25 protein-coding genes are annotated in these 24,027 nt (G+C 70.9%); 20 read left to right on the top strand and 5 right to left on the bottom strand.

The genetic code is table 11. The features are described from left to right. Positions 1 to 31 precede the first annotated feature (31 nt). From ruvX to aroQ, 8 genes are all read left to right on the top strand, one after another. Positions 32 to 529: a Holliday junction resolvase RuvX gene (gene ruvX, locus ACFZBU_RS33920; RefSeq protein ID WP_391587546.1), complete on the top strand. Its 498-nt coding sequence runs from the start codon at positions 32 to 34 to the stop codon at positions 527 to 529. Next, positions 526 to 1,683, top strand: a complete 1,158-nt coding sequence (gene mltG, locus ACFZBU_RS33915) for an endolytic transglycosylase MltG (protein WP_391587545.1) — start codon at positions 526 to 528, stop codon at positions 1,681 to 1,683. The genes ruvX and mltG overlap by 4 nt, the downstream gene beginning before the upstream one ends. Next, positions 1,680 to 2,522: a shikimate dehydrogenase gene (locus ACFZBU_RS33910; protein ID WP_391587544.1), complete on the top strand. Its 843-nt coding sequence runs from the start codon at positions 1,680 to 1,682 to the stop codon at positions 2,520 to 2,522. Before mltG ends, ACFZBU_RS33910 begins: the two co-directional genes overlap by 4 nt. 380 nt (positions 2,523 to 2,902) lie before the next feature. Further along, on the top strand, positions 2,903 to 3,607 hold the full coding sequence (locus ACFZBU_RS33905) for a prepilin peptidase (protein ID WP_391587543.1): 705 nt from the start codon (positions 2,903 to 2,905) through the stop codon (positions 3,605 to 3,607). A 162-nt stretch (positions 3,608 to 3,769) separates the two neighbouring features. Beyond that, a complete protein-coding gene (aroC, locus tag ACFZBU_RS33900) occupies positions 3,770 to 4,954 on the top strand; it encodes a chorismate synthase (protein WP_391587542.1) in 1,185 nt (394 codons plus the stop codon). Positions 4,955 to 4,958: 4 nt separating this feature from the next. Beyond that, entirely contained in the window at positions 4,959 to 5,585 is a 627-nt protein-coding gene (locus ACFZBU_RS33895) for a shikimate kinase (RefSeq protein ID WP_391587541.1), read from the top strand. Continuing rightward, a complete protein-coding gene (aroB, locus tag ACFZBU_RS33890) occupies positions 5,582 to 6,676 on the top strand; it encodes a 3-dehydroquinate synthase (RefSeq protein WP_391587540.1) in 1,095 nt (364 codons plus the stop codon). The genes ACFZBU_RS33895 and aroB overlap by 4 nt, the downstream gene beginning before the upstream one ends. Next, on the top strand, positions 6,673 to 7,116 hold the full coding sequence (gene aroQ / locus ACFZBU_RS33885; protein ID WP_391587539.1) for a type II 3-dehydroquinate dehydratase: 444 nt from the start codon (positions 6,673 to 6,675) through the stop codon (positions 7,114 to 7,116). Before aroB ends, aroQ begins: the two co-directional genes overlap by 4 nt. Before the next feature lie 89 nt (positions 7,117 to 7,205). Here the strand turns inward: aroQ and ACFZBU_RS33880 are convergent, their stop codons facing one another. After that, the gene (locus ACFZBU_RS33880; protein WP_391587538.1) at positions 7,206 to 9,167 is read right to left on the bottom strand and encodes a trypsin-like peptidase domain-containing protein; all 1,962 of its coding nucleotides are present in this window, start codon (positions 9,165 to 9,167) and stop codon (positions 7,206 to 7,208) included. A 246-nt stretch (positions 9,168 to 9,413) separates the two neighbouring features. Between ACFZBU_RS33880 and ACFZBU_RS33875 the strand changes: the two genes are divergently transcribed. The 6 genes from ACFZBU_RS33875 (at position 9,414) to ACFZBU_RS33850 (ending at position 13,252) form a co-directional block, all read left to right on the top strand. Continuing rightward, the gene (locus ACFZBU_RS33875) at positions 9,414 to 10,544 is read left to right on the top strand and encodes an aminopeptidase P family protein (RefSeq protein ID WP_391587537.1); all 1,131 of its coding nucleotides are present in this window, start codon (positions 9,414 to 9,416) and stop codon (positions 10,542 to 10,544) included. Between the two features lie 74 nt (positions 10,545 to 10,618). Continuing rightward, positions 10,619 to 11,185, top strand: a complete 567-nt coding sequence (efp, locus tag ACFZBU_RS33870) for an elongation factor P (protein WP_020551770.1) — start codon at positions 10,619 to 10,621, stop codon at positions 11,183 to 11,185. After that, positions 11,185 to 11,613: a transcription antitermination factor NusB gene (nusB, locus tag ACFZBU_RS33865; RefSeq protein ID WP_355535936.1), complete on the top strand. Its 429-nt coding sequence runs from the start codon at positions 11,185 to 11,187 to the stop codon at positions 11,611 to 11,613. The genes efp and nusB overlap by 1 nt, the downstream gene beginning before the upstream one ends. A 120-nt stretch (positions 11,614 to 11,733) precedes the next feature. After that, positions 11,734 to 12,108 (top strand): YidH family protein, encoded by a 375-nt coding sequence (locus ACFZBU_RS33860; RefSeq protein WP_391587536.1) that lies wholly within the window; start codon positions 11,734 to 11,736, stop codon positions 12,106 to 12,108. Further along, the gene (locus ACFZBU_RS33855) at positions 12,108 to 12,452 is read left to right on the top strand and encodes a DUF202 domain-containing protein (RefSeq protein ID WP_391587535.1); all 345 of its coding nucleotides are present in this window, start codon (positions 12,108 to 12,110) and stop codon (positions 12,450 to 12,452) included. The genes ACFZBU_RS33860 and ACFZBU_RS33855 overlap by 1 nt, the downstream gene beginning before the upstream one ends. A gap of 44 nt (positions 12,453 to 12,496) precedes the next feature. Next, positions 12,497 to 13,252 (top strand): class I SAM-dependent methyltransferase, encoded by a 756-nt coding sequence (locus ACFZBU_RS33850; protein WP_391587534.1) that lies wholly within the window; start codon positions 12,497 to 12,499, stop codon positions 13,250 to 13,252. Positions 13,253 to 13,319: 67 nt separating this feature from the next. Here the strand turns inward: ACFZBU_RS33850 and ACFZBU_RS33845 are convergent, their stop codons facing one another. Both ACFZBU_RS33845 and ACFZBU_RS33840 read right to left on the bottom strand, forming a co-directional pair. Continuing rightward, complete coding sequence (locus ACFZBU_RS33845) at positions 13,320 to 13,811, bottom strand: MarR family transcriptional regulator (RefSeq protein ID WP_355535948.1); 492 nt, start codon at positions 13,809 to 13,811, stop codon at positions 13,320 to 13,322. Positions 13,812 to 13,935: 124 nt separating this feature from the next. Continuing rightward, positions 13,936 to 15,477, bottom strand: a complete 1,542-nt coding sequence (locus ACFZBU_RS33840; RefSeq protein ID WP_391587645.1) for an MFS transporter — start codon at positions 15,475 to 15,477, stop codon at positions 13,936 to 13,938. 218 nt (positions 15,478 to 15,695) lie between these two features. Here ACFZBU_RS33840 and ACFZBU_RS33835 point away from each other — a divergent pair, with 218 nt between their 5' ends. Continuing rightward, on the top strand, positions 15,696 to 16,355 hold the full coding sequence (locus tag ACFZBU_RS33835) for a TetR/AcrR family transcriptional regulator (protein ID WP_391587533.1): 660 nt from the start codon (positions 15,696 to 15,698) through the stop codon (positions 16,353 to 16,355). 349 nt (positions 16,356 to 16,704) lie between these two features. Here the strand turns inward: ACFZBU_RS33835 and ACFZBU_RS33830 are convergent, their stop codons facing one another. Further along, positions 16,705 to 18,060 carry an MFS transporter gene (locus tag ACFZBU_RS33830; protein WP_391587532.1) on the bottom strand — a complete coding sequence of 452 codons (1,356 nt, stop codon included), beginning with the start codon at positions 18,058 to 18,060 and terminating at the stop codon, positions 16,705 to 16,707. Between the two features lie 409 nt (positions 18,061 to 18,469). On the opposite strand from ACFZBU_RS33830, the gene ACFZBU_RS33825 reads away from it, so the two are divergent. Further along, the gene (locus ACFZBU_RS33825; protein WP_391587531.1) at positions 18,470 to 19,486 is read left to right on the top strand and encodes a LacI family DNA-binding transcriptional regulator; all 1,017 of its coding nucleotides are present in this window, start codon (positions 18,470 to 18,472) and stop codon (positions 19,484 to 19,486) included. Between the two features lie 100 nt (positions 19,487 to 19,586). Here the strand turns inward: ACFZBU_RS33825 and ACFZBU_RS33820 are convergent, their stop codons facing one another. Further along, entirely contained in the window at positions 19,587 to 20,090 is a 504-nt protein-coding gene (locus tag ACFZBU_RS33820; protein ID WP_355535963.1) for a transcriptional regulator, read from the bottom strand. A gap of 375 nt (positions 20,091 to 20,465) precedes the next feature. Between ACFZBU_RS33820 and pyrR the strand changes: the two genes are divergently transcribed. The 4 genes from pyrR to ACFZBU_RS33800 are packed head-to-tail and all read left to right on the top strand — an operon-like array spanning position 20,466 to position 24,024. After that, the gene (pyrR, locus tag ACFZBU_RS33815) at positions 20,466 to 21,101 is read left to right on the top strand and encodes a bifunctional pyr operon transcriptional regulator/uracil phosphoribosyltransferase PyrR (protein WP_391587530.1); all 636 of its coding nucleotides are present in this window, start codon (positions 20,466 to 20,468) and stop codon (positions 21,099 to 21,101) included. Between the two features lie 3 nt (positions 21,102 to 21,104). Continuing rightward, positions 21,105 to 22,118, top strand: coding sequence for an aspartate carbamoyltransferase catalytic subunit (locus ACFZBU_RS33810; RefSeq protein WP_391587529.1), 1,014 nt, complete (start codon positions 21,105 to 21,107; stop codon positions 22,116 to 22,118). Further along, complete coding sequence (locus tag ACFZBU_RS33805; RefSeq protein ID WP_391587528.1) at positions 22,115 to 23,401, top strand: dihydroorotase; 1,287 nt, start codon at positions 22,115 to 22,117, stop codon at positions 23,399 to 23,401. The genes ACFZBU_RS33810 and ACFZBU_RS33805 overlap by 4 nt, the downstream gene beginning before the upstream one ends. Further along, positions 23,398 to 24,024, top strand: a complete 627-nt coding sequence (locus ACFZBU_RS33800; RefSeq protein ID WP_391587527.1) for a hypothetical protein — start codon at positions 23,398 to 23,400, stop codon at positions 24,022 to 24,024. Before ACFZBU_RS33805 ends, ACFZBU_RS33800 begins: the two co-directional genes overlap by 4 nt. Positions 24,025 to 24,027 lie beyond the last annotated feature (3 nt).

Raw genomic sequence — 24,027 nt, 5'->3', positions numbered from 1 at the left:
GTGACGCAGAGCCTGTGACGGAGAGCCGACCTTGAGACGCGGAGTACGAATTGCGGTCGACGTGGGAGACGTTCGGATCGGCGTCGCGGCCAGCGACCCGCACGGTCTGATCGCCACTCCGGTGGAGACCGTGCCCGCGGGCAAGCGCGATGTCGCCCGAGTCCTGGAGATCGTCGCCGAGTACGAGGCGATCGAGGTCGTGGTCGGGCTGCCGCGCTCGCTCTCCGGCAAGGAGGGCGCCGCGGCGGCGAAGGCCCGGCTGTTCGCCGGCCGACTGGTCGCCGCGCTCGACCCGGCGATCGGCGTGCGCCTGGTCGACGAGCGGCTGACCACCGTCACCGCGACCCGCGGTCTGCAGGCATCCGGCGTGAAGGCCAAGAAGGCCCGCGGTGTCGTCGACCAGGCGGCCGCGATCGTGATCCTGCAAAACGCGCTCGACACCGAGCGTGGTTCCGGACGTCCTCCGGGCCTGGCCGTTTCTCCCGCCCCGGCCGGGTCCGTCTCCGACTCTGAAAGGCCCACGGCATGAGCGATCTCGGACTGCGCATGGAGTCGGAGCCGCGCAGTCGGCGACGGGGCAAGGACGACAACTCACGGGGCGGCCGGCGCGGCCGGGGCCGCAAGAAGAAGAACCGCAGCGGTTGTGCGGTCTCGCTCGCGCTCGTGATCGTCCTCGCCGTCGTCGGCGGTGGTGGCTACTGGGCCTACGGCTTCCTGAAGGACCGTTTCGGCCCGCCGCCGGACTACAGCGGCAACGGCTCGGGTTCGCTCGTGGTCGAGATCAAGCAGGGCTGGGCCACCCCGCAGATGGCCAACGAGCTCAAGCGGGTCGGGGTCACCAAGAGCGTCGAGGCGTTCACCAAGGTCGCCCGCGAGGACAAGGACCAGCGCGCGTCCAAGATCCAGCCCGGCGCGTACACGATGGCCAAGCACATGTCCGCCAAGGCCGCCTTCGAGATCCTGGTCAACCCGAAGAACAAGCAGGACTACATCCTCAAGCCCGGCGCGCGCTCCGCGCAGGTCTTCGACTCGCTGGCGAAGACGCTCAAGGTGCCGAAGGAGAAGGTCGAAGCCGCCGCGAAGGACCCCTCGCTCGGTCTTCCTCCGTACGCCAAGGGCAACATCGAGGGCTTCCTGTTCCCGGCGTCATACGTCGCGGCGCCCGGCATGGACCCGCTCGTGGTGCTCAAGGAGATGGTCGCCAGGGCGGTCAAGGAGTACGACAAGATCGGCTTGGCGGCGAAGGCGCAGGCGATGGGCAAGTCGCCCTACGACATGATCATCATCGCCAGCCTGGTCGAGGCCGAGGGCAAGACCACCGACGACAAGGGCAAGGTGGCCCAGGTCATCTACAACCGGCTCGGCAAGAACATGACGCTGGGTCTGGACTCGACGGTCAACTACTACCTCGGCAAGAGCAACGTCCAGCTCACCAACAAGGAACTCAACGACACGAGCAACCCGTACAACACCCGGGTCAAGAAGGGGTTGCCGCCGGGGCCGATCAGCAATCCCAGCAAGGCCGCCATCGACGCGGCGCTGGCGCCGCCGGCGGGCAACTACCTGTACTTCGTGACCATCGACCCGGTGGTCGGCACCACCGAGTTCTCCAAGACGGAAGCCGAGTTCCAGGAGTCCAACCGCAAGCTCCAGACCTGGATCAAGGAGCACCCCGGCCAGTGACCGACGCACCCGCCACCCCGCGCCGGGCCGCCGTGCTCGGCTCGCCCATCCGGCACTCGCTGTCCCCGGTTCTGCACCGGGCCGCGTACGCCGAACTGGGCCTGACCCACTGGTCCTACGACGCGTTCGAGATCGACGAGGCGGCCCTGCCCGGCTTCGTCGCCGAACTGGACGCGTCCTGGGCCGGGTTGTCGCTGACCATGCCGCTCAAGCGGGCGATCCGGCCGCTGCTCGACGAGATCGGGCCGGTCGCGCGCGACGTGGAGGCGGTGAACACGGTGGTGTGCACCGCCGACGGCCGGCGCCTCGGCGAGAACACCGACGTGCCGGGCCTGGTCGCGGCACTGCGTGAACGCGGCGTGGACCGGGTCGAGTCGGCGGCCGTGCTCGGCGCGGGCGCCACCGCGACCTCTGCCCTGGCCGCGCTGCGCGAGATCACCGACGGGCCGGTGCGGGTGTACGTGCGGGGCGAGGAACGGGCCCGCGAGATGCGGGCAGCGGGCGAGCGGCTCGGCGTCGCGGTGCGGGTGCGCCCGTGGACCGAGGCGGCCGAGGCGCTGCGGGCACCGCTGGTGGTGGCGACCACGCCCAAGGGCGCCGCCGACCACCTCGCGATCGAGGTGCTGCCCGCAGGAGCCGGCGTGCTCTTCGACGTCGTGTACGACCCGTGGCCCACCGCGCTCGCGGGTGCGTGGGGCCACGCGGGCGGCACGGTGGTGGGCGGGCTGGATCTGCTCGTGCACCAGGCGGTGCTGCAGGTCGAGTTGATGACCGGCCGGCCGGGTCCGTTGGCCGCGATGCGCGCGGCGGGCGAGGCGGCGTTGGCGGGGCGGGGCTGAGCGGGCGGGCTCGAGCGCGCGGGGTCGCATCGAGCGGTCGGCCGTCATCGGGCGGTCGCGATCGGCCGGCGCTGCTTCGCACGATTGCGATCGGTCGGCGGCGATCCGGCGGTGGCGGTCGGACGGTTGCGAGCGGCCGGCAGTGATCGGCGCGAGTCGGTTGCCCGGGTCCGGGTGGGTGCGGGGTGAGCTCGGGCGGGCTGTTCGGGTGCCGCCGTGCTGCCCTGCCGGCCGGTCCGCCCGGTCGGCGGGCCGAGGCCGGCACGCCGCGTGCTCGGTCGAATCCGTCGTCCCCAGGCTGCCGGATTCTTCCGACCATCGGATCGACACTGGGGACGACGGAACGTGACCGGGAGTCGATTCTGCGTATCGTCACTGGCGTGTTCCTCGGACTCACTCTCGCCTGTGCGCTGCTCGGCTTCGTCGCCGGGCTCGGTCTGCCCCGTCCCATCCATGTGCTGCTCGCCCAGGGCGCCGGACCGGGGCCACCCTCCCCGGTCGCCGAACCGGTGGTCGCCGGCACCGGGCGATACGGTCCGCTGCCGCTCGCCGCGCTGACCGGCCTGGTGTGCGCACTGCTGGCCTGGCGGCTGGGGCCGGGCCTGGATCTGCTCGCGTTCCTGGTGCTCGCGGTCGCCGGGGTCACCCTGGCCGTCGTGGACGTGCGCACGCTGCGGCTGCCCGACCCGGTGCTGCTGGTGACGCTGGCCACCGGACTGACCCTGCTGGGCATGGAGTCGCTCGCACTGGGCGACTTCACCGCCTACCGACGGGCCCTGCTCGGCGGCGTCACGCTGGCCGGCTACCACCTGTGCCTGGCCGCGCTCTTCCGCGGCTGCCTGGGCATGGGCGACGTCAAGCTCGCGGGCGTGCTCGGCCTGCATCTGACCTGGCTGGGCTGGGGCGTGCTGATCACCGGTGCGTTCCTGGCGTTCCTGCTGGCCGGGCTCACCGCCGGGGTGTTGATCTCGGCGGGCCGCGTACGCCGGGACAGTCGGCTGCCGTTCGGACCGTGGCTGCTGCTCGGTGCGCTCGGCGGGGTGTTGTGCGGCGCCGAGTTGTCCCGATTGCATCTCGCCTGGTGAGACGAGGTGCACCCGCGGGGCGGCTGTCCGACACCTGGACGCGGCGATGATCGGTCGCCGCGGGCATGAAAGGATTCGGGTGGACATCCGCCGGGCGCATCCAGGACAGCCCCCGCGCCGTTCCCCGGACGCGGTATGCGGCAAGCGCAAGAAGGAGCATTCGTGGGCAACCTACGCTGGCTCACCGCCGGGGAGTCGCACGGCCCCGCACTCGTGGCCACCCTCGAGGGGCTGCCCGCCGGCGTGCCCATCACGACCGACCTGGTCGCGGACGCGCTCGCCCGCCGCCGGCTGGGCTACGGGCGCGGCGCGCGGATGAAGTTCGAGCGCGACGAGGTCACCTTCCTCGGCGGCGTCCGGCACGGCCGCACCCAGGGCGGCCCGGTGGCGATCATGGTCGGCAACACCGAGTGGCCCAAGTGGGAGACGGTCATGTCGGCCGACCCGGTGGACCCCGAACTGCTCGCCGCGCAGGCCCGCAACGCCGCGTTGACCCGGCCCCGGCCCGGCCACGCCGACCTGGCCGGCATGCAGAAGTACGGCTTCGACGAGGCGCGGCCGATCCTGGAGCGGGCCAGCGCGCGCGAGACCGCCGCCCGGGTCGCCCTCGGCGCGGTCGCCAAGTCGTTCCTGGAGCAGGTGGCCGGCATCCGGATCGTCAGCCACGTGGTCGAGTTCGGTGCGGCCAAGGCGCCCGCCGGCGTGTTTCCCGGCCCCGACGACACCGCGCGCCTGGACGCCGACCCGGTCCGCTGCTTCGACCCGGAGGCCTCGGCCGCGATGGTCGCCGAAGTGGACGACGCGCAGAAGGCCGGCGACACGCTCGGCGGCGTGGTCGAGGTGCTCGCCTACGGGTTGCCGCCCGGCCTGGGCAGCCACGTGCACTGGGACCGCCGCCTCGACTCGCGGCTCGCGGGCGCGCTGATGGGCATCCAGGCGATCAAGGGCGTCGAACTCGGCGACGGCTTCGAACTGGCCCGCGTGCGCGGCTCCAAGGCGCACGACGAGATCGTCAACACCCCCGACGGCGCCAAGCGCACCTCGCACCGCTCCGGCGGCGTCGAGGGCGGCATGTCCACCGGCGAAGTGCTGCGCGTGCGCGCGGCGATGAAGCCGATCGCCACCGTGCCCCGCGCGCTGGCCACGTTCGACGTGCGCACCGGCGAGCCCGCGCAGGCGCACCACCAGCGCTCCGACGTCGCGGCCGTGCCGGCCTCCGGCATCGTGGCCGAGGCGATGGTCGCGCTCGTGCTGGCCGACCTGGTCACCGAGAAGTTCGGCGGCGACTCGGTCGCCGAAACGACCCGCAACGTGCGCGGCTACCTGGACGCGCTGGAGATTCGGTAGCGCCATGGCGGATATCGGGGACGCGGCGGACAGCGAGACGGTGCACATCGAGGACGGGGGAGCCCGCCCACTGGTGGTCCTGGTCGGACCGCCCGGCGCGGGCAAGACGACGGTGGGCCTGGTGCTCGCCAAGGCGCACGGGGTCGGCTTCCGCGACACCGACGCCGACGTCGAGGAGCGCGCCGGCAAGCCGATCCCGGACATCTTCGTCGACGAGGGCGAGGCGCACTTTCGCACGCTCGAACACGAGGCGGTCGCCGCGGCGCTCGCCGGCCACGCCGGAGTGCTCGCGCTCGGCGGCGGCGCGATCATGGACGACGCCACCCGCGTGTTGCTGAAGGGGCATCGGGTGGTCTTCCTGGAGGTCGACCTCGCGGACGCGGTCAAGCGGGTGGGCCTGGACGCGCCGCGCCCGCTCCTGGTGGGCAACCCCAGGGCTCGCTGGCGCGAACTGATGCAACAGCGCCGACCGCTGTACACCGAGGTCGCGGCCCTCACGGTGAACACCGCGGGACGCACCCCCGAGGACGTGGCCGCCGAGATCCGGGTCGGCCTGGGCCTCGTCGAGCAGACCGCCCCCGACCCGGCCCGATCCGGGCGAACCGAGCCCGAGAAAGACGTGAATCCATGAGCGGCAACCACTCCGAGCCCGTGCGGATCCGCGTCGGCGGCACCGCGGAGCCGTACGACGTGCTCGTCGGCACCGGCCTGCTCGGCGAACTCGCGGGCCTGATCGGCACGTCCGCCCGCCGGGTGGCGATCCTGCACCCCGAGGCGCTGACCGCCACCGGCGAGGCGGTCCGCGAGGACCTCGCCGCGCAGGGCTACGAGGCGATCGCGATCCAGGTGCCCAACGCCGAGGAGGCCAAGGACGTCGCGGTCGCGGCGTACTGCTGGTCGGTGCTGGGCCAGACCGGCTTCACCCGCTCCGACGTGATCGTCGGCATCGGCGGCGGCGCCACCACCGACCTCGCCGGGTTCGTCGCGGCCACGTGGCTGCGCGGCGTGCGCTGGATCGCGATGCCCACCACGCTGCTGGGCATGGTCGACGCGGCCGTCGGCGGCAAGACCGGGATCAACACCGCCGAGGGCAAGAACCTGGTCGGCGCGTTCCACCCGCCGGCCGGCGTGCTCGCCGACCTGGCCACGCTGGAGTCGCTGCCCCGCAACGACTACGTCAGCGGCCTGGCCGAGGTGATCAAGGCCGGCTTCATCGCCGACCCGGTGATTCTGGACCTGATCGAGGCCGACCCCCAGGCGGCGCGCGACCCGCAGGGCAGGGACACCGCCGAATTGATCACCCGCGCCATCCAGGTCAAGGCCGACGTCGTCTCCGGCGACCTCAAGGAGGCCGGCCGACGGGAGATCCTCAACTACGGCCACACCCTGGCGCACGCGATCGAAAAGGCCGAGCGCTACAAGTGGCGGCACGGCGCCGCGGTCAGCGTGGGCATGGTCTACGCGGCCGAGTTGGGCCGAATCGCCGGTCGTCTCGACGACGCGACCGCCGACCGGCACCGCACCGTGCTCGCCTCGGTCGGCCTGCCGCTGACCTACCGCGGCGACGCGTGGCCCAAGCTGCTGGAGACCATGCGGGTGGACAAGAAGTCGCGCGGCGACATGCTGCGCTTCATCGTCCTGGACGGCCTGGCCAAGCCGGTCGTCCTGGAGGCCCCCGACCCGACCTTCCTGGTCGCCGCCTACGCCGAGGTGTCCGCGTGAGCGCGCGCCGGGTGCTCGTGCTCAACGGCCCCAACCTGGGCCGGCTGGGCAGCCGCGAGCCCGACGTCTACGGCGCCACCTCCTACCAGGGCCTGGTCGCCGAGTGCGAGCGGCTCGGCGCCGAACTCGGCTTCGAGGTCGAGGTCCGCGAGACCAACGACGAGGGCGAGATCATCCGCTGGATGCACGAGGCCGCCGACGGCCGCATCCCGGTGGTGATGAACCCCGGCGCCTTCACGCACTACTCGTACGGCCTGCGCGACGCGGTTGCCCAGCGCACCGCGCCGTTCATCGAGGTGCACATCTCCAACCCGTACGCGCGCGAGAGCTTCCGGCACACCAGCGTGGTCGCCGCGGTCGCCAGCGGCACCGTCGCCGGCTTCGGCATCGGCTCGTACCGGCTCGCGCTGCGCGCGCTGGCCGAGGAGATCGACGGCTGACCGGGCGGCTCGCGGGTCACCCACGTGGGCGACCCGCGAGCCGCTCCGCCCACCCGCGAGCCGCCCGGCCCACGGGCGAGCCGCCCGGCTCACCCCAACAACCGCCCGATCGCCGTGGCCACCTCCCGATGCGCCAGATACGCGCCGATGTCGTGCGCGCGATCATGCGGATTGGCCACCGTGCACTCGGCGCCCAGCCCGCTCCAGTCGTCGGCCAGCGGACACCCGATCGCAACCGGATCGCTCGGGCACCACGCGTTGAACCACGGCCCCGCGATCGGCGGCAACTGCGCGCCGCCGCCCCGCAGTCGCGAGTACACGGTGTCCATGCCCAGCGGACTGCCCACCGTGATCAACCCGGCCACCGGCAACTGCGGCCCCAGCCGGGTCAGCAGATCCATCGCGACCACCGTGCCCAGACTGTGCGCGACCAGCACCAGCGGACCGGAGCCGGGCAGCCCCGCCGACACCTGATCGAGCACCGCGGCACGGGTGTCGTCCCGATCCAGGTAGGCCGCGACGTCGCGAAACGCGGCCCGGATCACGAGTCGGTCCACCCCGGTGTGCGCGGCGATCCAGCCCAGCGGCTCGTGCACCGTGCCCACCACGTGGTCCCAGATGCTCTCGGTCACCGCGACCTGCCCCGCGGCGGGCATCCCGGCCCGCCGCGCGGCCTCGTCGAGCAACTGCTCGTACAGCCCCTGCGCCGACGGGGACAGCGGCGCCTCGATCGGCAGCGCCGACTCCAGCACCTCGACGAGCCGGTCGCCGTAGAACGGGAACCAGACATCCTCGGGATCCACCGTCGGCAGCCCCGCCATGGTCAGCCCGCTGTTCAGCCCCGCCGCCCAACCGCGCCGCAACCGCGCCGGATCGTGCCCCTGCTGACTGCGCCCGTGCACGAAGACCAGCCGCACCCGACCGCCGAACGCATCCGGCCGCCCGGCCACCCCCGTCACCGCGACCGCCTCGACGCCGGAGGCGGCCTCCACCGGCGCGCGCGGCGCGGGCACACCGGTGCGCACCGTCGGTGTCGAACCCAGACCCGACCCGGCACCCAGTTGCGCGAGCAGCGCCCGCTCCGCGTCGTTCGTGGTCAGCGCGCCCAGCCGGGCCAGGATCACGCTGATCCGCACCCCTTCGTTGGCGATCCACTTGATCTGCGCCAGCCCCTGCTCGGGCTGCCACGGCAGGCCCTGCACGTTCAGCACCGCACCATCGGCGTCGTGCGCGGGCACACCGCTGTGGTGCAGCCCGACCGCCTCCCACTGGTCGTTGAACACCGGTGAGCCGGAGTTGCCCGGTTCGGTGTCGGTCTCGTACTGGAGGAAGTCGTCGAAGCGCTGGGTGAACCGGTTCTCCCGGATGGCGATCTCCTTGAGCCGCCCGTCCGGGTGGCCGATCACGTTCACCGGATCGCCCACCACGAGCTTGCCCTCGGCCGCGATCAGCCGGATGTGCCCGAAGATCTGCCCCGGCGGCCGGCCGTCGCCGCCCGGTCGCATCGCGACCAGGGTGAAGTCGAGGTCCTCGTCGGTCAGGAACAGCGTGTCCGGGTCGGGGGCGAAGCGGGTGGTGTGCACCGGCAGGTCGTTGTCGATGCCCATTTCCGCGCCGAACTCGGCGAACGCGGCGCCTGCGGTCGCCGCGTCCGGGAAGACGTGATGGTTGGTCAACAACAGGCTCGGCGCGACCAGGAAGCCGGTCGCCTGCGGCTGCACCGGCCCGCCCGTGGAGTACCAGATCCGGGCGACGCACGCGGCGGCCCGCAGCCCGCGCGCGAGGAAGTTCAGGCTCTGGAGGTCGTTGGTGGCTCCTATGATCCGCTCGGCCAACCGGGGGCCGCTCTCCTCGGGCGAGGTGGCCAGCAACACCTGCCCGGGCACCTCGTTCTGCTCGACCAACCGGGCCGCGCGCAACTGCAGTCGATCGTCTTCGTCCGGGAAGCGCCTGCCCTCGGCGCGCCGCCGATCGATCTCGCCACGAGCCGCCTCGGATGCCAGGTATCGCCCGGCCGCGGCCCTGATCTGACGGACCAGCAGCTCGTTCACCGGCGCGGAGCGAGTTGCGTCATTACCGCTGATTTCCACTGAAGTACACCCCCTCGCAGGCAGAGTAGGGCCGAATGTCGCTCGTTGTCCGGACATCACCCGATTGCCCTGCTCTGAGCCCGAAAGAGGCAACACGGAACCCGAAGGATGCAGTGCGGAGCCCGAACGATGCAGTCCGGAGCCCGAACGATGCAGTGCGCCGAGTCGCGCCGGGCTCGCCCCACCTCGCGGCACTACGCTGAATTCATGCCCGAGGCCCATGCTCAACGCCGTGATCGGCTGCGTTCCCGCCTGGCCGGTGCCGGTGCGGATGTCGCCCTGATCACCAATCGCGTCAATGTGCGCTACCTGACCGGTTTCACCGGCTCGAACGCGGCGCTGCTGGTGTACACCCCGGGAGCGGCCGGCGAGGGCTCCACCGACTCGGGCGCGGTGTTGTGCACGGACGGAAGGTACGCGCAGCAGGCGAGCGAGGAGGCGCCGGGCGTGGAGTTGCTCGTCGAGCGGGCCTGCGCGCAGGCGCTGACCCGACGCGCCGCCGCTGCCGGGGCGGTCCGGCTCGCGATCGAGGAGCAGCACGTCACGGTCGAGTTGTACCGCGCCCTGGGCGCCGTGCTCGCCGAGGAGAGCGCCGCCGCCACGCTGGTCGGGCTCGGCCGGGTGGTCGAGGACCTGCGCCGGATCAAGGACCCGGCGGAGATCGCCGCGCTGCGGATCGCCTGCGAGATCGGCGATCGGGCGATCGGCGAGATGATCGAGTCGATCCTGGTCGGGCGCACCGAGCGGCACATCGCGATGGAGCTGGAGCGGCGGATGGCCGATCACGGCGCCGACGCGGTGGCCTTCCCGACCATCGTGGCCACCGGGCCGAATTCGGCGATCCCGCACCACGATCCGGGCGACCGCCGGGTCGAGGACGGCGATTTCCTCAAGATCGATTTCGGTGCCCGCTACCGCGGCTACCACGCCGACATGACCCGCACCTTCGTGATCGGCACCGAGCCGGCCGGCTGGCAGCAGGAGATCTACGGCGTGGTCTTCGCCGCCCAGAAGGCGGGCCGCGAGGCACTCGCGCCGGGCGTCGAGGCGGTCGCGGTGGATCGGGCCGCGCGCGAGGTGATCGAGCAGGCCGGCTACCTGGAATTCTTCAAACACGGCCTCGGTCACGGCGTCGGGCTCGAGATCCACGAGGACCCGCATCTGGGTCCGACGGCGACCGGTAAGCTGGACGCTTGCATGCCGGTCACCGTCGAACCGGGGATCTATCTCCCGGGCCGAGGCGGTGTCCGCATCGAGGACACCCTTGTGGTTCGTCCGCTCGAAGACGGCGGGCCCGAGCTACTCACCATCACGACCAAGGAGTTGCTCGTCCTGTAGCGGGCGGTATCGATACCAGTCCCGTCCGACGCGCGATCATCCGGTCCCGGAAGCACGCAGGAGACACCACACTCGTGGCCACGACCAACGACCTGAAGAACGGCATGGTGCTCAAGCTCGACAATGGCCAGCTCTGGTCCGTCGTCGAGTTCCAGCACGTCAAGCCCGGCAAGGGCGGCGCGTTCGTTCGTACGAAGCTCAAGCATGTCCTCTCCGGCAAGGTCGTGGACAAGACCTTCAACGCCGGCACCAAGGTCGAGACGGCCACCGTGGACAAGCGCGGCATGCAGTTCTCGTACAAGGACGGCACCGACTTCGTGTTCATGGACACGGACACGTACGAGCAGCTGCCGATCTCGCCCGAGACCGTCGGCGACGCCGCCAACTACCTCCTCGAAGGCTTCGAGGCGACCGTCGCGATCTACGAGGGCTCGGCGCTCTACGTCGAGCTGCCGGCCTCCGTCGAGCTGCTCATCGAGTACACCGAGCCGGGTGTCCAGGGCGACCGGTCCACCGGTGGCACCAAGCCTGCGAAGCTGGAGACCGGCTTCGAGATCGCGGTTCCGCTCTTCATCACGACGGGCGAGAAGGTCAAGGTCGACACCCGTTCCGGTGACTACCTGGGCCGCGTGAACAGCTAGTGGCCGGTGCCCGTAGCAAGACCCGGAAGCGCGCCTTGCAGATCCTGTTCGAAGCCGACCAGCGCGGCGTCGACCCGGTGACCATCCTCGCGGACTGGGTCGGCCGTTTCCAGGCCGACAAGGCGGAGCCGCAGGTCGCCGACTACACGATGCAACTGGTCGAGGGCGTCCAGGAGCACCGCAAGCGGATCGACGACCTGATCGGCACCTACGCCGTGGGGTGGACGCTCGACCGCATGCCCGGCGTGGACCGCAACGTGCTGCGCCTGGGCATCTACGAGCTGCTCTGGGAGAGCGACGTCCCCGACGTCGTGGCCATTGACGAGGCCGTCGAACTCGCCAAGGAATACTCCACGGACGAGTCGCCGGCCTTCGTGAACGGCCTGCTCGCGCGGATAAAGGAGCTCAAGCCGACGCTGCTGCGTTAGCCGCGCCGGCCCGCTTCCGGGACTGCATCGAGCCGCCTGCCCCGTCACGGGGGAGGCGGCTCGTCGGCTTTCCCGGGTCCGGCGGGGTCGCGACGATCGGGTCATGATCGAATGCCGATAATGAAGATCATGAGATCCGAGCACAAGGGCTCCAGGCTGCGGGAGATCGGGGACGAGCCCGACTACCGCTTCACGCTCGCCAACGAGCGGACCTTCCTGGCCTGGATACGTACCGCCCTGTCGTTGCTCGCGGGCGGCGTCGCGGTGGTCCAGTTGGTACCGGACCTGGCTCCGCACGCGCAGCGGCTCGTGCTCGGCCTGGCCCTGGTCGGCTTGGCGCTGACCCTGTCGGCCACCGCGTACCGGCGCTGGTACCAGGTCGAGCGGGCGATGCGGCTCGGGCGGGCGCTGCCGTTCTCCGCGCTGCCGCTGGTGCTCTCGACCGGCCTGGTGATCGTCATCGTGGTGAGCGTCGTGCTCATGCTCGCGTCCTGATGTCGCGATCGGCGCGGCTGCCGGGCGCACCGCTGGATCCGGGACTGCAACCGGAACGCACCAGGATGGCGTGGTCGCGCACCGCGCTCGCGTTCGTCGCCAACGGCGCCCTGCTGGTGCGCGCGGGGCACGTGCCGGACCGCTGGTGGTACATGGTGCCCGGATGCGCGGTGATGGCGGCCGGGTGCGTGGTGTACGCGGTGGGGCTGCTGCGGCATCGCCAGGTCTACCGCGCGGTCCGGGCGGGCACCCCCGCGGCGGGTGATCGGGCGATCCGGGCGACGCTGCTCACCTCGGTCGTGGCGTGCGTGCTCGCGGCGGCGGTTCTGCTGGGCCGGCCCTGAGCGAACCCTTGTCCGGCCTCGGGTCGTTGGCCAGAATGCGCGACATGACGACCGACGATCTCGGCACCCGAGGATTCGCCCACGGCACCGATCGGTACGAGCGGGCGCGACCGTCCTATTCCCACGAGGTGGTGGAGCATCTGTGCGCCGGCGCGGGCATCGGGCCGGGCACCCGAGTGCTCGACCTGGCGGCCGGTACCGGCAAGTTGACCAGGCTGCTGGTCGAGCGCGGGGCGAGCGTGACCGCGGTCGAACCGTCGGCGGCGATGCGCGAGACATTCGCCCGGGTGGTCGAGGGCGTGCCGGTGTACGCGGGCACCGCGGAGCGCATCCCGGCCCCGGCCGGGGCGTACGACGTGGTCACCGTGGCCCAGGCGTTCCACTGGTTCGACCCGGAGCAGGCGCTGCGCGAGATCGCCCGGGTACTGCGGCCGGGCGGCGCCTTGGCGATGGTGTGGAACGAGTTGGACGAGAGCGAGGAGTTCATCGCCGGTCTGCACCGAGTGGCCGAGTGGCCCTTCCACGCGCCCCACGACTATCGCGCCGAGCTGGACGGCAGCGACCGGTTCGAGCCGGCCGAGCGCACCCGGTTCCCCTGGCGGGACGAGCTGACGCGCGATCAGGTGGTGGAGAGGTGCTCGACGTTCAGCTACGTGGCAGCCGGGTTGGCGGCCGAGCCGAGGGCCCGATTCCTGTCCCGGGTACGCGAGTTCCTCGGCGAGTACGCGGAGCCGATCGAACTGGCCTACATCACCGACACCTACATCGCCCGCCGCCGCGACTTCGAGCCGCCACTGTGACCCGGGGAGCGCTCGAACCCACCGCCCGGCGGGGGACCGAAGACGGATTCCAGTGCCGGGCGCGGCACTAGTTCTCCCGCCACCACCACGCCTGGCTCAGGTTGTCGGGCAGTTCGCCGGATGCGCCGAGTTGGCGCATGCCCGCGCGTAGACCTTCCTTGAGCACCTCGACGCCGTCGTCGCCGACCGCCTTCGTCCATGCGCCCTGGATCCCGGACAGCTCGGCCCAGATCACCCGCAGGCACTCGCGCCCGCGCTCGGTGAGGGTGATCCGGCGCGCCCGGCGGTCGGCGGGATCGGGCTTGCGTTCGACGTAGCCGTGGCGCGCGAGGTGTGAGACCACCTCGCCGGCCGACTGCTTGGTCATGCCCAGCCGGCGCCCCAGCTCGGTCGCGGTGGTGCCGCCCTCGCCGACCAGGGTCAGCGCGAAGCCGTGGGTGGGCCGGATCTCGTCGAAGCCCGCGGCCGTCATGCGGTCGGAGAACAGTTGACTGATTCCGCGCACGGCGCCGACCAGCAACGTCACCAGTTCGGACTCGGAGGAGGTGTCTTGCTGCACGAGGTAAGAATACCTGTCTAATTTGCCGGGCAAACCGGAACGCCGTCCCCGATGTGGATCGGGAACGGCGCGACGGTCTTGCCCACGACCACGGCCTACGGATGATGCTCCGGTCGATCATGCCCTACACGTGCACGGCGACCGCGCCCTCCCGCTTTTCGCCCTGCCGGACGAACAGTGCGAGGACGATCCCGATCGCCATCGTGATCGCGGCGATGGTGAAGGCGAGCTGCATGCCGTCCAGGAAGGTGACGTCCGACGCGTGTCGGACGGCGTCCATGGTCCGCTCGTTCATGGTGGCCGGGTCCACCGGCGGGAACCCCTGCGCGACCGACCCCTCGATCGCCTCGCGCCGCCCGTGCGGCAACTCGTCGTAGGTGCCTGCCTCGGTCGGCCACCGGTTCGGCAGCACCGAGGAGACCTTGGCCGCCACCACCGCGCCGAGCACCGCGGTGCCCAGGGCGCCGCCGACCTGCATCGCGGCCTGCTGGATACCGGATGCGACGCCGGACAACTCCAGCGAGGCGTTGCCGACGATGATGTCCGTCGCGCCGACCATGATCGGGCTGAGCCCGAAGCCCAGCAGCACGAACGGCAGCATGGTGGCGCCGAAGCTCGCGTCCTCGCCGAGGCGGGCCAGCAGTGCCATCGCGGTCGCCGACAGCGCCAGGCCGGCGATGATCGGGATGCGCGGGCCGAGCTTGGTGATCGCGAAGCCGCCGATCGGCGAACCGATCATCATCACCACGGACATCGGCAACATCCGCACACCGGTCTCCGTCGGGCTGAGCCCGTTGACGCCCTGGAGGTAGAAGGTGATGAAGAACATCGCGCCGAACATCGCGAAGGCCATGAAGATCATCAGCACGATGCCGATCGAGAACGACCGGTTGCGGAACATCACCAGCGGCATCAGCGGTTCGGGCGCCCTGGTCTGCCACAGCGCGAACAGCGCGAGCAGGATCAGCGCGGCGGCCATGAAGCTCAGCGTGTAGGCGCTGCCCCAGCCCTTCTCGCCGCTCTTGATCACACCCCACACCAGGCAGAACATCGCCACCGAGAGCAGCACGACACCGAGATAGTCGATCCGGTTGCTCGCGCCGGCCACCCGGCTGTTGGCGAGCGCCCAGATGCCGACGACCAGAGTCAGCACGCCGATCGGCACGTTGATGTAGAACACCGACTGCCAACTGACGTGCTCGACCAGCAGGCCGCCGACGATCGGTCCGGCCGCGGTCGCGGTGGAGATCGCCGCGCCCCAGATGCCGATCGCCATGTTGAGCTTGTTGCCCGGGAAGCTGTTGCGCAGCAGGCCGAGCGCCGTGGGTTGGAGCAGTGCGCCGAACACACCCTGAAGCACCCGGAAGGCGATCAGCATCGTCACCGACTGGGAGAAGGCGATGATCAGCGACGTGGCCGCGAAACCGGCCGCGCCGATCAGGAAGATCGTCTTGTGGCCGTAGCGGTCGCCGAGCTTGCCCGCCGGGATCAGACACACCGCGAGCGCGAGCAGGTAGCCGTTGGTGACCCATTGCAGGTCGGCGAGCGAGGCGTCCAGGTCCTTGGAGATGGCCGGGTTCGCGATGCCGACCACGGTGCCGTCCAGGGCCACCATCATCACGCCGAAGGCGACCGCCAGCAGGGTGAGCCAGGGGTGCCCCTGCATGCCCTTGCGCACGGGGTTTTCCGAGGGGGCCGGCGGGAGCGCGTCCGATGTCGCCGCCGTCGAAGTCTGACTCATGCGTCCCCTACATCCATCCGTGTTCCACCGCCGAACCGAGCCATCGAACGATATGGCACACGGTGCCATATAGCCAAATCACTCAAGTTGCACGCAGTGGCAAGTGTCATACTGTGCAGAGACGAACGAGAGGATCACCCAACGTGCGGGACACGGCCGGCACCGCGACGGGTTTGCGGGAGCGCAAGAAGGAACGCACGCGCGAGGCACTGGTGGACGCCGCGCAGGAGTTGTTCCTGCGCAAGGGCTACGACGCCACCACGATCGACGAGATCGTGGCCGCCGTGGAGGTGTCCAGGCGCACCTTCTTCCGCTACTTCGCGGGCAAGGAGGAGGTGGCGTTGGCCCGGGCGATGGAGTTCGAGGCGCTGTTCCTGGACGCGCTCACGAGCCGCCCGGCGGACGAGGCGCCGCTGACCGCCCTGCGCCGCGCGGGCACCGAGGTGTTCGCCCGGGTCGCCGGCGAGGAACGCGACGGCGCGGGCCGGGAGTTCCTGCACATGCGGCGGCTGATCGAGGACACCCCGGTCCTGCTGGCCGCGTCGCTGCGCAACATGATCGAGTCGGAACGACGGATGGCCGAGGAGATCGCCCGGCGCGAGGGCCTGACCCCGGGCGCCGATCGGCGGCCGGCGCTGTTGGTGACCCTGTACCACTCGGTGATGCGGGTGGCGATGGACGAGTGGATCGAGGGCGAGGTGCTGGAGGTCGCCGGCCTGGCCCGACTCATCGACGACACGTGGGACGACATGGGAGTCCTGCTCACCGGCCGCTGGACGGCGGGCGAGATCCGGCGCTCGTGAGCGCCGGCACGACCGCGCGCACGTGAGCGCTGCCGCGACCCGTGGACGTCGGCCGCGGCGCGGCCCTTGTACGTGGGTGGCGGTACGGTCCCGCGCACATCGCGGTGTTGCGCCGGCGCATCTCTCGGCGGTGCTGCGCCCGCGCACGTCGGTGATGTCGCGGACCCGCGCCGCGTCCGCGCCGACGCGACCCGCGCAGGTCGGCCGTGTCGCCGTCCCGCACCGTCGGCGGCGAGCCGAGGGCGCCGCGGACGGGAGTCGACCCGACCGGGCCGCGACCGGGCACCGAGATACCGACGGGGCGGACCGGTGATCCGGTCCGCCCCGTCGGCGTGTGTGGTGCGCGAAGTCACCTCACCCGCTTGACCAGCAGCGCGAGCAACGCGCCCAGCAGGGATATGGCGGCGGCGAAGGCGAACAGCCCCTCGTAGCCGAAGTCCAGGTCGTCGACCAGGAACGGGGCCAGGAACGGCGCGGCGATCTGCGGGCCGGCGTTGGCGATGTTGATCAGGCCCATGTCCTTGCCGACGTCCTGCGGACGCGGGAGCACCTGGGTGATCAGCGCCATGTCGACGGCCATGTACATGCCGAAGAACAGGCCGTTGGCGACCTGGAACGCGATCATGCCGTCCTCGGTGGCCCAGATCAGCGGGATCATCAGGGACAGCGCGGCGCCGGCGCCCGCGCCGACCACGAACGGCTTGACCCGGCCGACCCGGTCCACGATCGGGCCGATCACGATCGCCGCGACGATGGTCACCACGGCGTTGATCACGGTGAGGGTGCCGAGCTTGGACAGCACCTCGTTCTGCGGGATCTCGATGTACATCAACAGGATGAAGAAGTTGAACTGCAGGACCACCATGTAGCCGAGCATCACGCCCAGGCGCGAGACGAGGGCGATGAAGAAGTCCGCGTGCTCGCGCGGCGAGACCCAGAAGCCCTTGACGAACGAGACGAACTCGAACTTCTCGCGCGGCATGTCCTTGGTGGACCTGTCCGGGCTGACGATCACGAAGATCACCGCGGCCGCCACGAGCACGGCGGCGATCAGGTAGAAGCCCTTGGCGCCGCCGTCCGCCGGATCGGCGAACCTGCCGTCGAACCCGCCGATACGGCTGTCGATCCCGATCATGCTCAGGTCGACGCCGGCCAGCAGCAGCGAGGCCACGATCGTGCCCACCGGGATGCCCAGGCCGATCAGCGCGGAGAACCTGCCGTACTTGCCCGCCGGCACCCGGTCGGGCATGACCGCGGTCACCGCGGCCTGGTAGCCGTTCATGATGAACTGGATGACACCCCAGGTCAGACCCACGACCGCGATCGAGTTCGCGTTGGCCTGGAAGCACAGGGCGGCGGCGCCGACGAGCGCGCAGAACAGGATGAACGGCGAGCGCCGGCCGAACCGGGACCGGGTGATGTCGGACAGCTTGCCGAACAGCGGATTGCCGATCGTGGCGAACAGGGCGCCCCAGAAGATCGGCCACTTGAGCGCTTCCTGGTCGGGAACGCCCTTGATGTGGATGACCTGCGTCGGGAGCAGGTAGACCCCCACGCCCAGCCACAGCATGTACAGCGCGATGTTGGCGAGGGGCAGCGTCGCGTAGAGCGGACCGACCCGGTATCCGGTGGGCTCGGCGCCGGTGTCGGATCCCGGTGTCGGTGACGAGGAGGAGCCGGGCGCCTCTGTGGTGGTCGAACTCATGTGGACCGTCCAGTGGAGGGGATCCGATTCCGTCCCTGCACGGAGGACTCGAATCTGCTGACGAGGTGTTGGGTTGGGAGCCTAGGTGACACGAATAAGCAGGGGAATGGGTCCACAACGTGAAATCAGTGCGACAAGATAACGATTTGATTGTTCAAGGCTTGAAGGAAGCGCAATTCGAACCGAATCGTCACCGTGAGTGATCTTGTAACGACCGACACGCGTCGGTAGCGCATTCGAGCGATTACGGCCAAGGTTGTGCCCGCTAACCAAGCGGTATCGGATCGCACGTCCCTGTGATCCGGTGGACATCGGTTGCGCGCGGGCCGGCCCCGCGTGCGGGTGCGGTAGGGGGTGTCGTCGAGATGACGAGCACGAAGTCGGTCACTTGCCGCCCGGGGGGTCACGGATGAGCGCGCCGGAGGCGGGGGCCAAACCCCCCACCAGTTCCGACGTCGCCCGGCTCGCCGGCGTATCCAGATCCACCGTGAGCTACGTGCTCAACTCGCCGCCCGGGGTCCGGGTCAGCGCGCAGACCCGGGAGCGGGTCATGCTCGCGGTGCGCGAACTGGGCTACGCGCCCAGCGCGCCCGCCCGTTCGCTGCGCTCGGGCAACAGTGACGTGGTGCTGTTCCCGCTGCCGCTGCAACCGATGGGCCAACTCCTGGAAGCGTTCATCGACGAGCTGACCGAGGCCCTGAACCGGCACGAGTTGAGCCTGCTCATCCATGCCGACCGCACCTCGCGCGGGGCCGACGCGGCCCGGCAGTGGGCCGCGTTGCGACCACTCGCGGTGATGGCCGAGTCCAACCGGCTCACCGGGGGCGCGGTGGACGTGCTCAAGCGGGCCGGCGTCCGGGCGATCTTCGCGTGGGGCCGCGAGGAGCACCCCGACGTGCCCACCGCGATCTTCGACAACCGGGACACCGGCCGGGTCGCGGTACGCCATCTGATCGACCGCGGCCACCGCCGGCTGGCCTGCCTGGTCCCGTCCGGACCGTTGGCCTTCCTCGGCGAGGAGCGCTGGGCCGGCGCCCAGGCCGCGGCCGAGGACGCGGGTGTCTCGCTGCGCCGGGTGGACGTGGGCTACGTGCGCGAGGACGTGCTCGCCATCGTGCGCCAGTGGCAGCGCGAGAGCGAGCCGCCGACCGCGGTGTTCGCCGGCAACGACGACTTCGCCCTGATGATCATCTCGGCGCTGCGCGAATCCGGCTGGTCGGTGCCGGAGGACATGGCCGTGGTCGGCGCCGACGACCTGCCGTTCTGCGATCTGGTCTGGCCGCGGTTGACCAGCGTCTCGATGCACACCCGGACGATGGGCTCGGGCGCCTCGGACGCGATCACCACGCTGATCCGCGGCCGTGACTACCGACCGGGTGGTCGCATGGTCGTGCACCCGCGCGTGATGGTCCGCGAATCCGGCTGAGAGCGGTGATCGTACAAAAGGTGAAGGGTCCCGAAGCCGGTCGGCCTCGGGACCCTTCGACGTTTCCGCGCGTAGCGGTCACGCTCCGTGCACTAGCGCATCACGCGTTGTTCTGGTTCTCCACGGCCCGACGAGCCTCCGGGTTGAGCACGCCCCACCCGATCAGCTGCTCGGTCAGCACGCTCGGCGACTGGTCGTAGATCACGGCCAGGGTGCGCAGGTCGTCCTGGCGGATCGACAGCACCTTGCCGTTGTAGTCGCCGCGCTGGCTCTGGATGGTGGCCGCATAGCGCTGCAGCGGACCGGCCTGGTCGGACGGAACGGTCTGCAGCCGCTCCAGGTCCAGGACCAGTCGCGGCGGCGGCTCGGCGGCGCCGTTCGGGGTGCCGCCGGGCAACAGCTCCTGCACGGGGACGCCGTAGAAGTCGGCGAGCTCGGCCAGGCGCTGCACGGTTACCGCACGGTCGCCGCGTTCGTAAGAACCGACGACGACGGCCTTCCAGCGGCCCTGGGACTTCTCCTCGACGCCGTGCAGGGACAGGCCCTGCTGGGTCCGGATCGCGCGGAGCTTCGCCCCGAGCTGCTTGGCGTAGTCGCTGGACATCTCGCTCCCAAAACAGGTGACTGACCGTGAAGGTCCACCGGTGGTTGGCCGAACCGATGGGGTGGCTACCTCCGGGCCGGCTTTCTGTACCTCGAACTCTCCCCGAAGCTGCGAGGTTCGGCACGTCGCGACTGTCGCGTTTGGCCCGGTGGTGACTCATTGTGAGGTTACGCAGAGTAATTTGCGTCCGTCAAGCCGAACGGCCTACAAAGCCGGATTCGCGCAGGTGAGAGGCACCTTTACTCCGCTTTCGCCCGGCTCGATCCCTCGGTCCGGGCGGCCGAAAGACTGATGATGTTGGCTGATACTGTGAGGGACGTACCCCGACGTCCTTTAAAGCCCGTCCTGTGAGACGGGGAAGGAGGTCTGTTTTCCATGACAGCACCTGGCTCCACCGGCGGCACGTCGGCCGCCCGCCCCAAGGACCTCGACCCGGCCACCGCCCGCACGGTCCTGGACCCCTCGGACATCAACCGGGCCCTGACCCGGATCGCGCACGAGATCGTCGAACGCGCCAAGGGCGCCGACGACGTCGTGCTCCTGGGCATCCCGACCCGAGGCGTGGCCCTGGCCCGCCGGCTCGGCGAGCGGCTCGCCTCGATCGAGGACGGCGCCAAGGTCCCGGTCGGCGCGCTGGACATCACCATGTACCGCGACGACCTGCGGCTGGGCCCGGCCCGCGCGCTGGAGCGCACCGAGATCCCGGCCGAGGGCATCGACGGCAAGCTCGTCGTCCTGGTCGACGACGTGCTCTTCTCCGGCCGCACCATCCGCGCCGCACTGGACGCCCTGAACGACATCGGCCGCCCGCGCGCGGTCCAGCTGGCCGTTCTGGTCGATCGCGGCCATCGCGAACTCCCGATCCGCGCCGACTACGTGGGCAAGAACCTGCCGACGTCGCTGCGCGAGACCGTCAAGGTCCATCTCGCCGAGTACGACGGCCGCGATGCGGTCCTGCTCGGCACCCGCGCGGCCGACCCCGCCGCGGCTCCCACCGACGCGGAGAAGTAGCCAGTGAAGCGCCACCTGATCTCGGCCGCGGACCTCACCCGCGACGACGCCATCCTGATCCTCGACACCGCCGAAGAACTCGCGCACATCGCCGAGCGGCCGATCAAGAAGCTGCCGACGCTGCGCGGCCGCACCGTGGTCAACCTGTTCTTCGAGGACTCCACCCGCACCCGCATCTCGTTCGAGGCCGCCGCCAAGCGGCTGTCCGCGGACGTGATCAACTTCTCCGCCAAGGGTTCCTCGGTCTCCAAGGGCGAATCGCTCAAGGACACCGCGCTGACCCTGCAGGCGATGGGCGCCGACGCGGTGGTCATCCGCCACCACGCCTCCGGCGCGCCGCACCGCCTGGCCGGCTCCGGCTGGCTGCGCGGCTCGGTGGTCAACGCCGGCGACGGCACCCACGAGCACCCCACCCAGGCGCTGCTCGACGCGTTCACCATGCGGCGCAGGCTGGCCGGCGGGCGCGGCGATCTCGAAGGCCGCCGGATCACCCTTGTGGGTGACGTCCTGCACAGCCGGGTCGCCCGCTCCAACGTGCTCCTGCTGGCCACCCTGGGCGCCGAGGTCACCCTGGTCGCGCCGCCCACGCTGCTTCCGATCGGCGTGGAGACCTGGCCCTGCACGGTCTCCTACGACCTGGACGCGCCGCTGCCCAAGAGCGACGCGGTGATGATGCTGCGCGTGCAGCGCGAGCGGATGAACGCCGCGTTCTTCCCCACCGAGCGCGAGTACTCGCGCCGCTACGGCCTGGACCTGCGCCGGATGGCGATGCTCCCCGAGCACGCCATCGTGATGCACCCCGGCCCGATGAACCGAGGCATGGAGATCGCCGCCGAGGTCGCCGACTCGACCCGCTCGACCATCGTCGAGCAGGTCACCAACGGCGTCAGCGTGCGGATGGCGGTCCTGTACCTGCTCCTGGGCGGCAACGAACCGGCCCTGAGCGCCCCGAGCACGTCCGGCACCCCGAGCACCCCGAGCACCCCGAGCACCGGCACCGAGGAGAGCACCAAGTGAGCACGTACCTGATCAAGGACGCCAAGGTCCTCGGGGGCGACGCGTCCGACGTGCTCATCCGCGACGGTGTGATCGCCGAGATCGGCACCGGCCTGACCGCCGACGGCGCCGCCGTGATCGAGGCCGCCGGGCAGATCCTGCTGCCGGGCCTGGTCGACCTGCACACCCACCTGCGCGAGCCCGGCCGCGAGGACGCCGAGACGGTCGCCACCGGCGCGAACGCGGCGGCGCTGGGCGGCTTCACCGCCGTGCACGCGATGGCCAACACCGACCCGGTCGCGGACACCGCCGGCACCGTCGAGCAGGTCTGGCGGCTCGGCCAGGAGACCGGTCGTTGCGACGTGCACCCGGTCGGCGCGGTCACCGTGGGCCTGGCGGGCAAGCGACTGGCCGAACTGGGCGCGATGGCCGACTCGGCCGCGCGCGTGCGGGTGTTCTCCGACGACGGCAAGTGTGTCGACGACGCGGTGATCATGCGCCGGGCGCTGGAGTACGTGAAGGCCTTCGACGGCGTCGTCGCCCAGCACGCGCAGGAGCCCCGGCTGACCGAGGGTGCCCAGATGAACGAGGGCACCGTCTCCGGCGAACTGGGCCTGCGCGGCTGGCCCGCGGTCGCCGAGGAGTCGATCATCGCCCGCGACGTGCTGCTCACCGCGCACGTCGGCTCGCGCCTGCACGTGTGCCACGTCTCCACCGCCGGTTCGGTGGAGATCCTGCGCTGGGCCAAGTCCAAGGGCTGGAACGTCACCGCCGAGGTGACCCCGCACCACCTCCTGCTCACCGACGAACTCGTGCGCAGCTACGACCCGGTCTACAAGGTCAACCCGCCGCTGCGCACCGCCGCCGACGTCACCGCGCTGCGCGAAGCGCTCGCCGACGGCACCATCGACGCGGTCGCCACCGACCACGCCCCGCACCCCAGCGAGGACAAGGACTGCGAGTGGGCGGTCGCCGCGATGGGCATGCTCGGCCTGGAGACGGCCCTGTCGATCGTGCAGGAGACCATGGTCGACACCGGCCTGCTCGACTGGGCCGGCGTCGCCGACCGGATGTCCGTGCGCCCCGCCGCGATCGGTCGGCTGGAGGGGCACGGTCGCCCGGTCGAGGTCGGCGAGCCCGCCAACCTGGTGCTGGTCGACCCGACCCCACGGCGTACGGTCGAACCGTCCGAACTCGCCTCGCGCAGCCGTAACACCCCCTACGCCGGACTCGAACTCCCCGGCAAGGTGGTCGCCACGTTCCTGCGCGGCGTACCCACGGTGATCGACGGGAAGCTCGCGTGACTCCAGGCACGGCCCACCACGACCTGCTGCTGCTCGCCACCACCGAACAGAAGTCGGCGGAGGTGACGAACTGGAGCGGTCGCATCCTCTGGATCGGCATCTGCCTCGTCTTCGTGCTCGGTGTCTACCTGCTGATGTGGCGCGCCTGGAAGAAGCGAGGCGAGCGCCAGGCGGCGCTGCCCGCACTGCCCACCGCGCCCGAGTCCGGCGCAGCGCCGCTGCTGCCGCCGCTGGTCGGGCGCTACTTCGGCAGCACTACCGCCGGCGACTGGCTGGACCGGGTGGTCGCGCACGGCCTGGGCACCCGCAGCCCGGTCGAGCTGACCCTGCGCCCGGACGGCCTGGTGGTCGAGCGCCCCGCCGCGACCGACTTCTTCGTGCCCGCCGCGGCGCTGACCGGCGTGCGGCACGAGAAGGGCATCGCCGGGAAGGTGCTGCCCGAGGGCGGCCTGCTGGTGATCACCTGGACGCACGGCGACACCTCGCTCGACTCCGGCTTCCGCAGCGACCACCCGGACGACCACGACGCGTGGATCGAGACCGTCACCCGGCTGATCGCCGGGGAACTGCCGGCGACCGCCGGCACGGCTACAAGGAACCACCAGGAAGGATCGGTCACGTGACCG

It is taken from the genome of Embleya sp. NPDC008237, assembly GCF_042956465.1.
GTDB lineage: Bacteria > Actinomycetota > Actinomycetes > Streptomycetales > Streptomycetaceae > Embleya.
The sequence above is the reverse complement of the archived record's forward strand: the minus strand, read 5'-3'. Positions and strand labels throughout refer to the sequence as shown.

What these genes read in the sequence shown, in the direction of transcription:
- mltG (WP_391587545.1), top strand. Translation starts at nt 526, where the DNA reads ATGAGCGATCTCGGACTGCGCATGGAGTCGGAGCCGCGCAGTCGGCGA.
- ACFZBU_RS33895 (WP_391587541.1), top strand. Translation starts at nt 4,959, where the DNA reads ATGGCGGATATCGGGGACGCGGCGGACAGCGAGACGGTGCACATCGAG.
- aroB (WP_391587540.1), top strand. Translation starts at nt 5,582, where the DNA reads ATGAGCGGCAACCACTCCGAGCCCGTGCGGATCCGCGTCGGCGGCACC.
- ACFZBU_RS33875 (WP_391587537.1), top strand. Translation starts at nt 9,414, where the DNA reads ATGCCCGAGGCCCATGCTCAACGCCGTGATCGGCTGCGTTCCCGCCTG.
- ACFZBU_RS33860 (WP_391587536.1), top strand. Translation starts at nt 11,734, where the DNA reads ATGAAGATCATGAGATCCGAGCACAAGGGCTCCAGGCTGCGGGAGATC.
- ACFZBU_RS33855 (WP_391587535.1), top strand. Translation starts at nt 12,108, where the DNA reads ATGTCGCGATCGGCGCGGCTGCCGGGCGCACCGCTGGATCCGGGACTG.
- ACFZBU_RS33850 (WP_391587534.1), top strand. Translation starts at nt 12,497, where the DNA reads ATGACGACCGACGATCTCGGCACCCGAGGATTCGCCCACGGCACCGAT.
- ACFZBU_RS33840 (WP_391587645.1), bottom strand. Translation starts at nt 15,477, where the DNA reads ATGCAGGGGCACCCCTGGCTCACCCTGCTGGCGGTCGCCTTCGGCGTG.
- ACFZBU_RS33830 (WP_391587532.1), bottom strand. Translation starts at nt 18,060, where the DNA reads ATGAGTTCGACCACCACAGAGGCGCCCGGCTCCTCCTCGTCACCGACA.
- ACFZBU_RS33825 (WP_391587531.1), top strand. Translation starts at nt 18,470, where the DNA reads ATGAGCGCGCCGGAGGCGGGGGCCAAACCCCCCACCAGTTCCGACGTC.
- ACFZBU_RS33820 (WP_355535963.1), bottom strand. Translation starts at nt 20,090, where the DNA reads ATGTCCAGCGACTACGCCAAGCAGCTCGGGGCGAAGCTCCGCGCGATC.
- pyrR (WP_391587530.1), top strand. Translation starts at nt 20,466, where the DNA reads ATGACAGCACCTGGCTCCACCGGCGGCACGTCGGCCGCCCGCCCCAAG.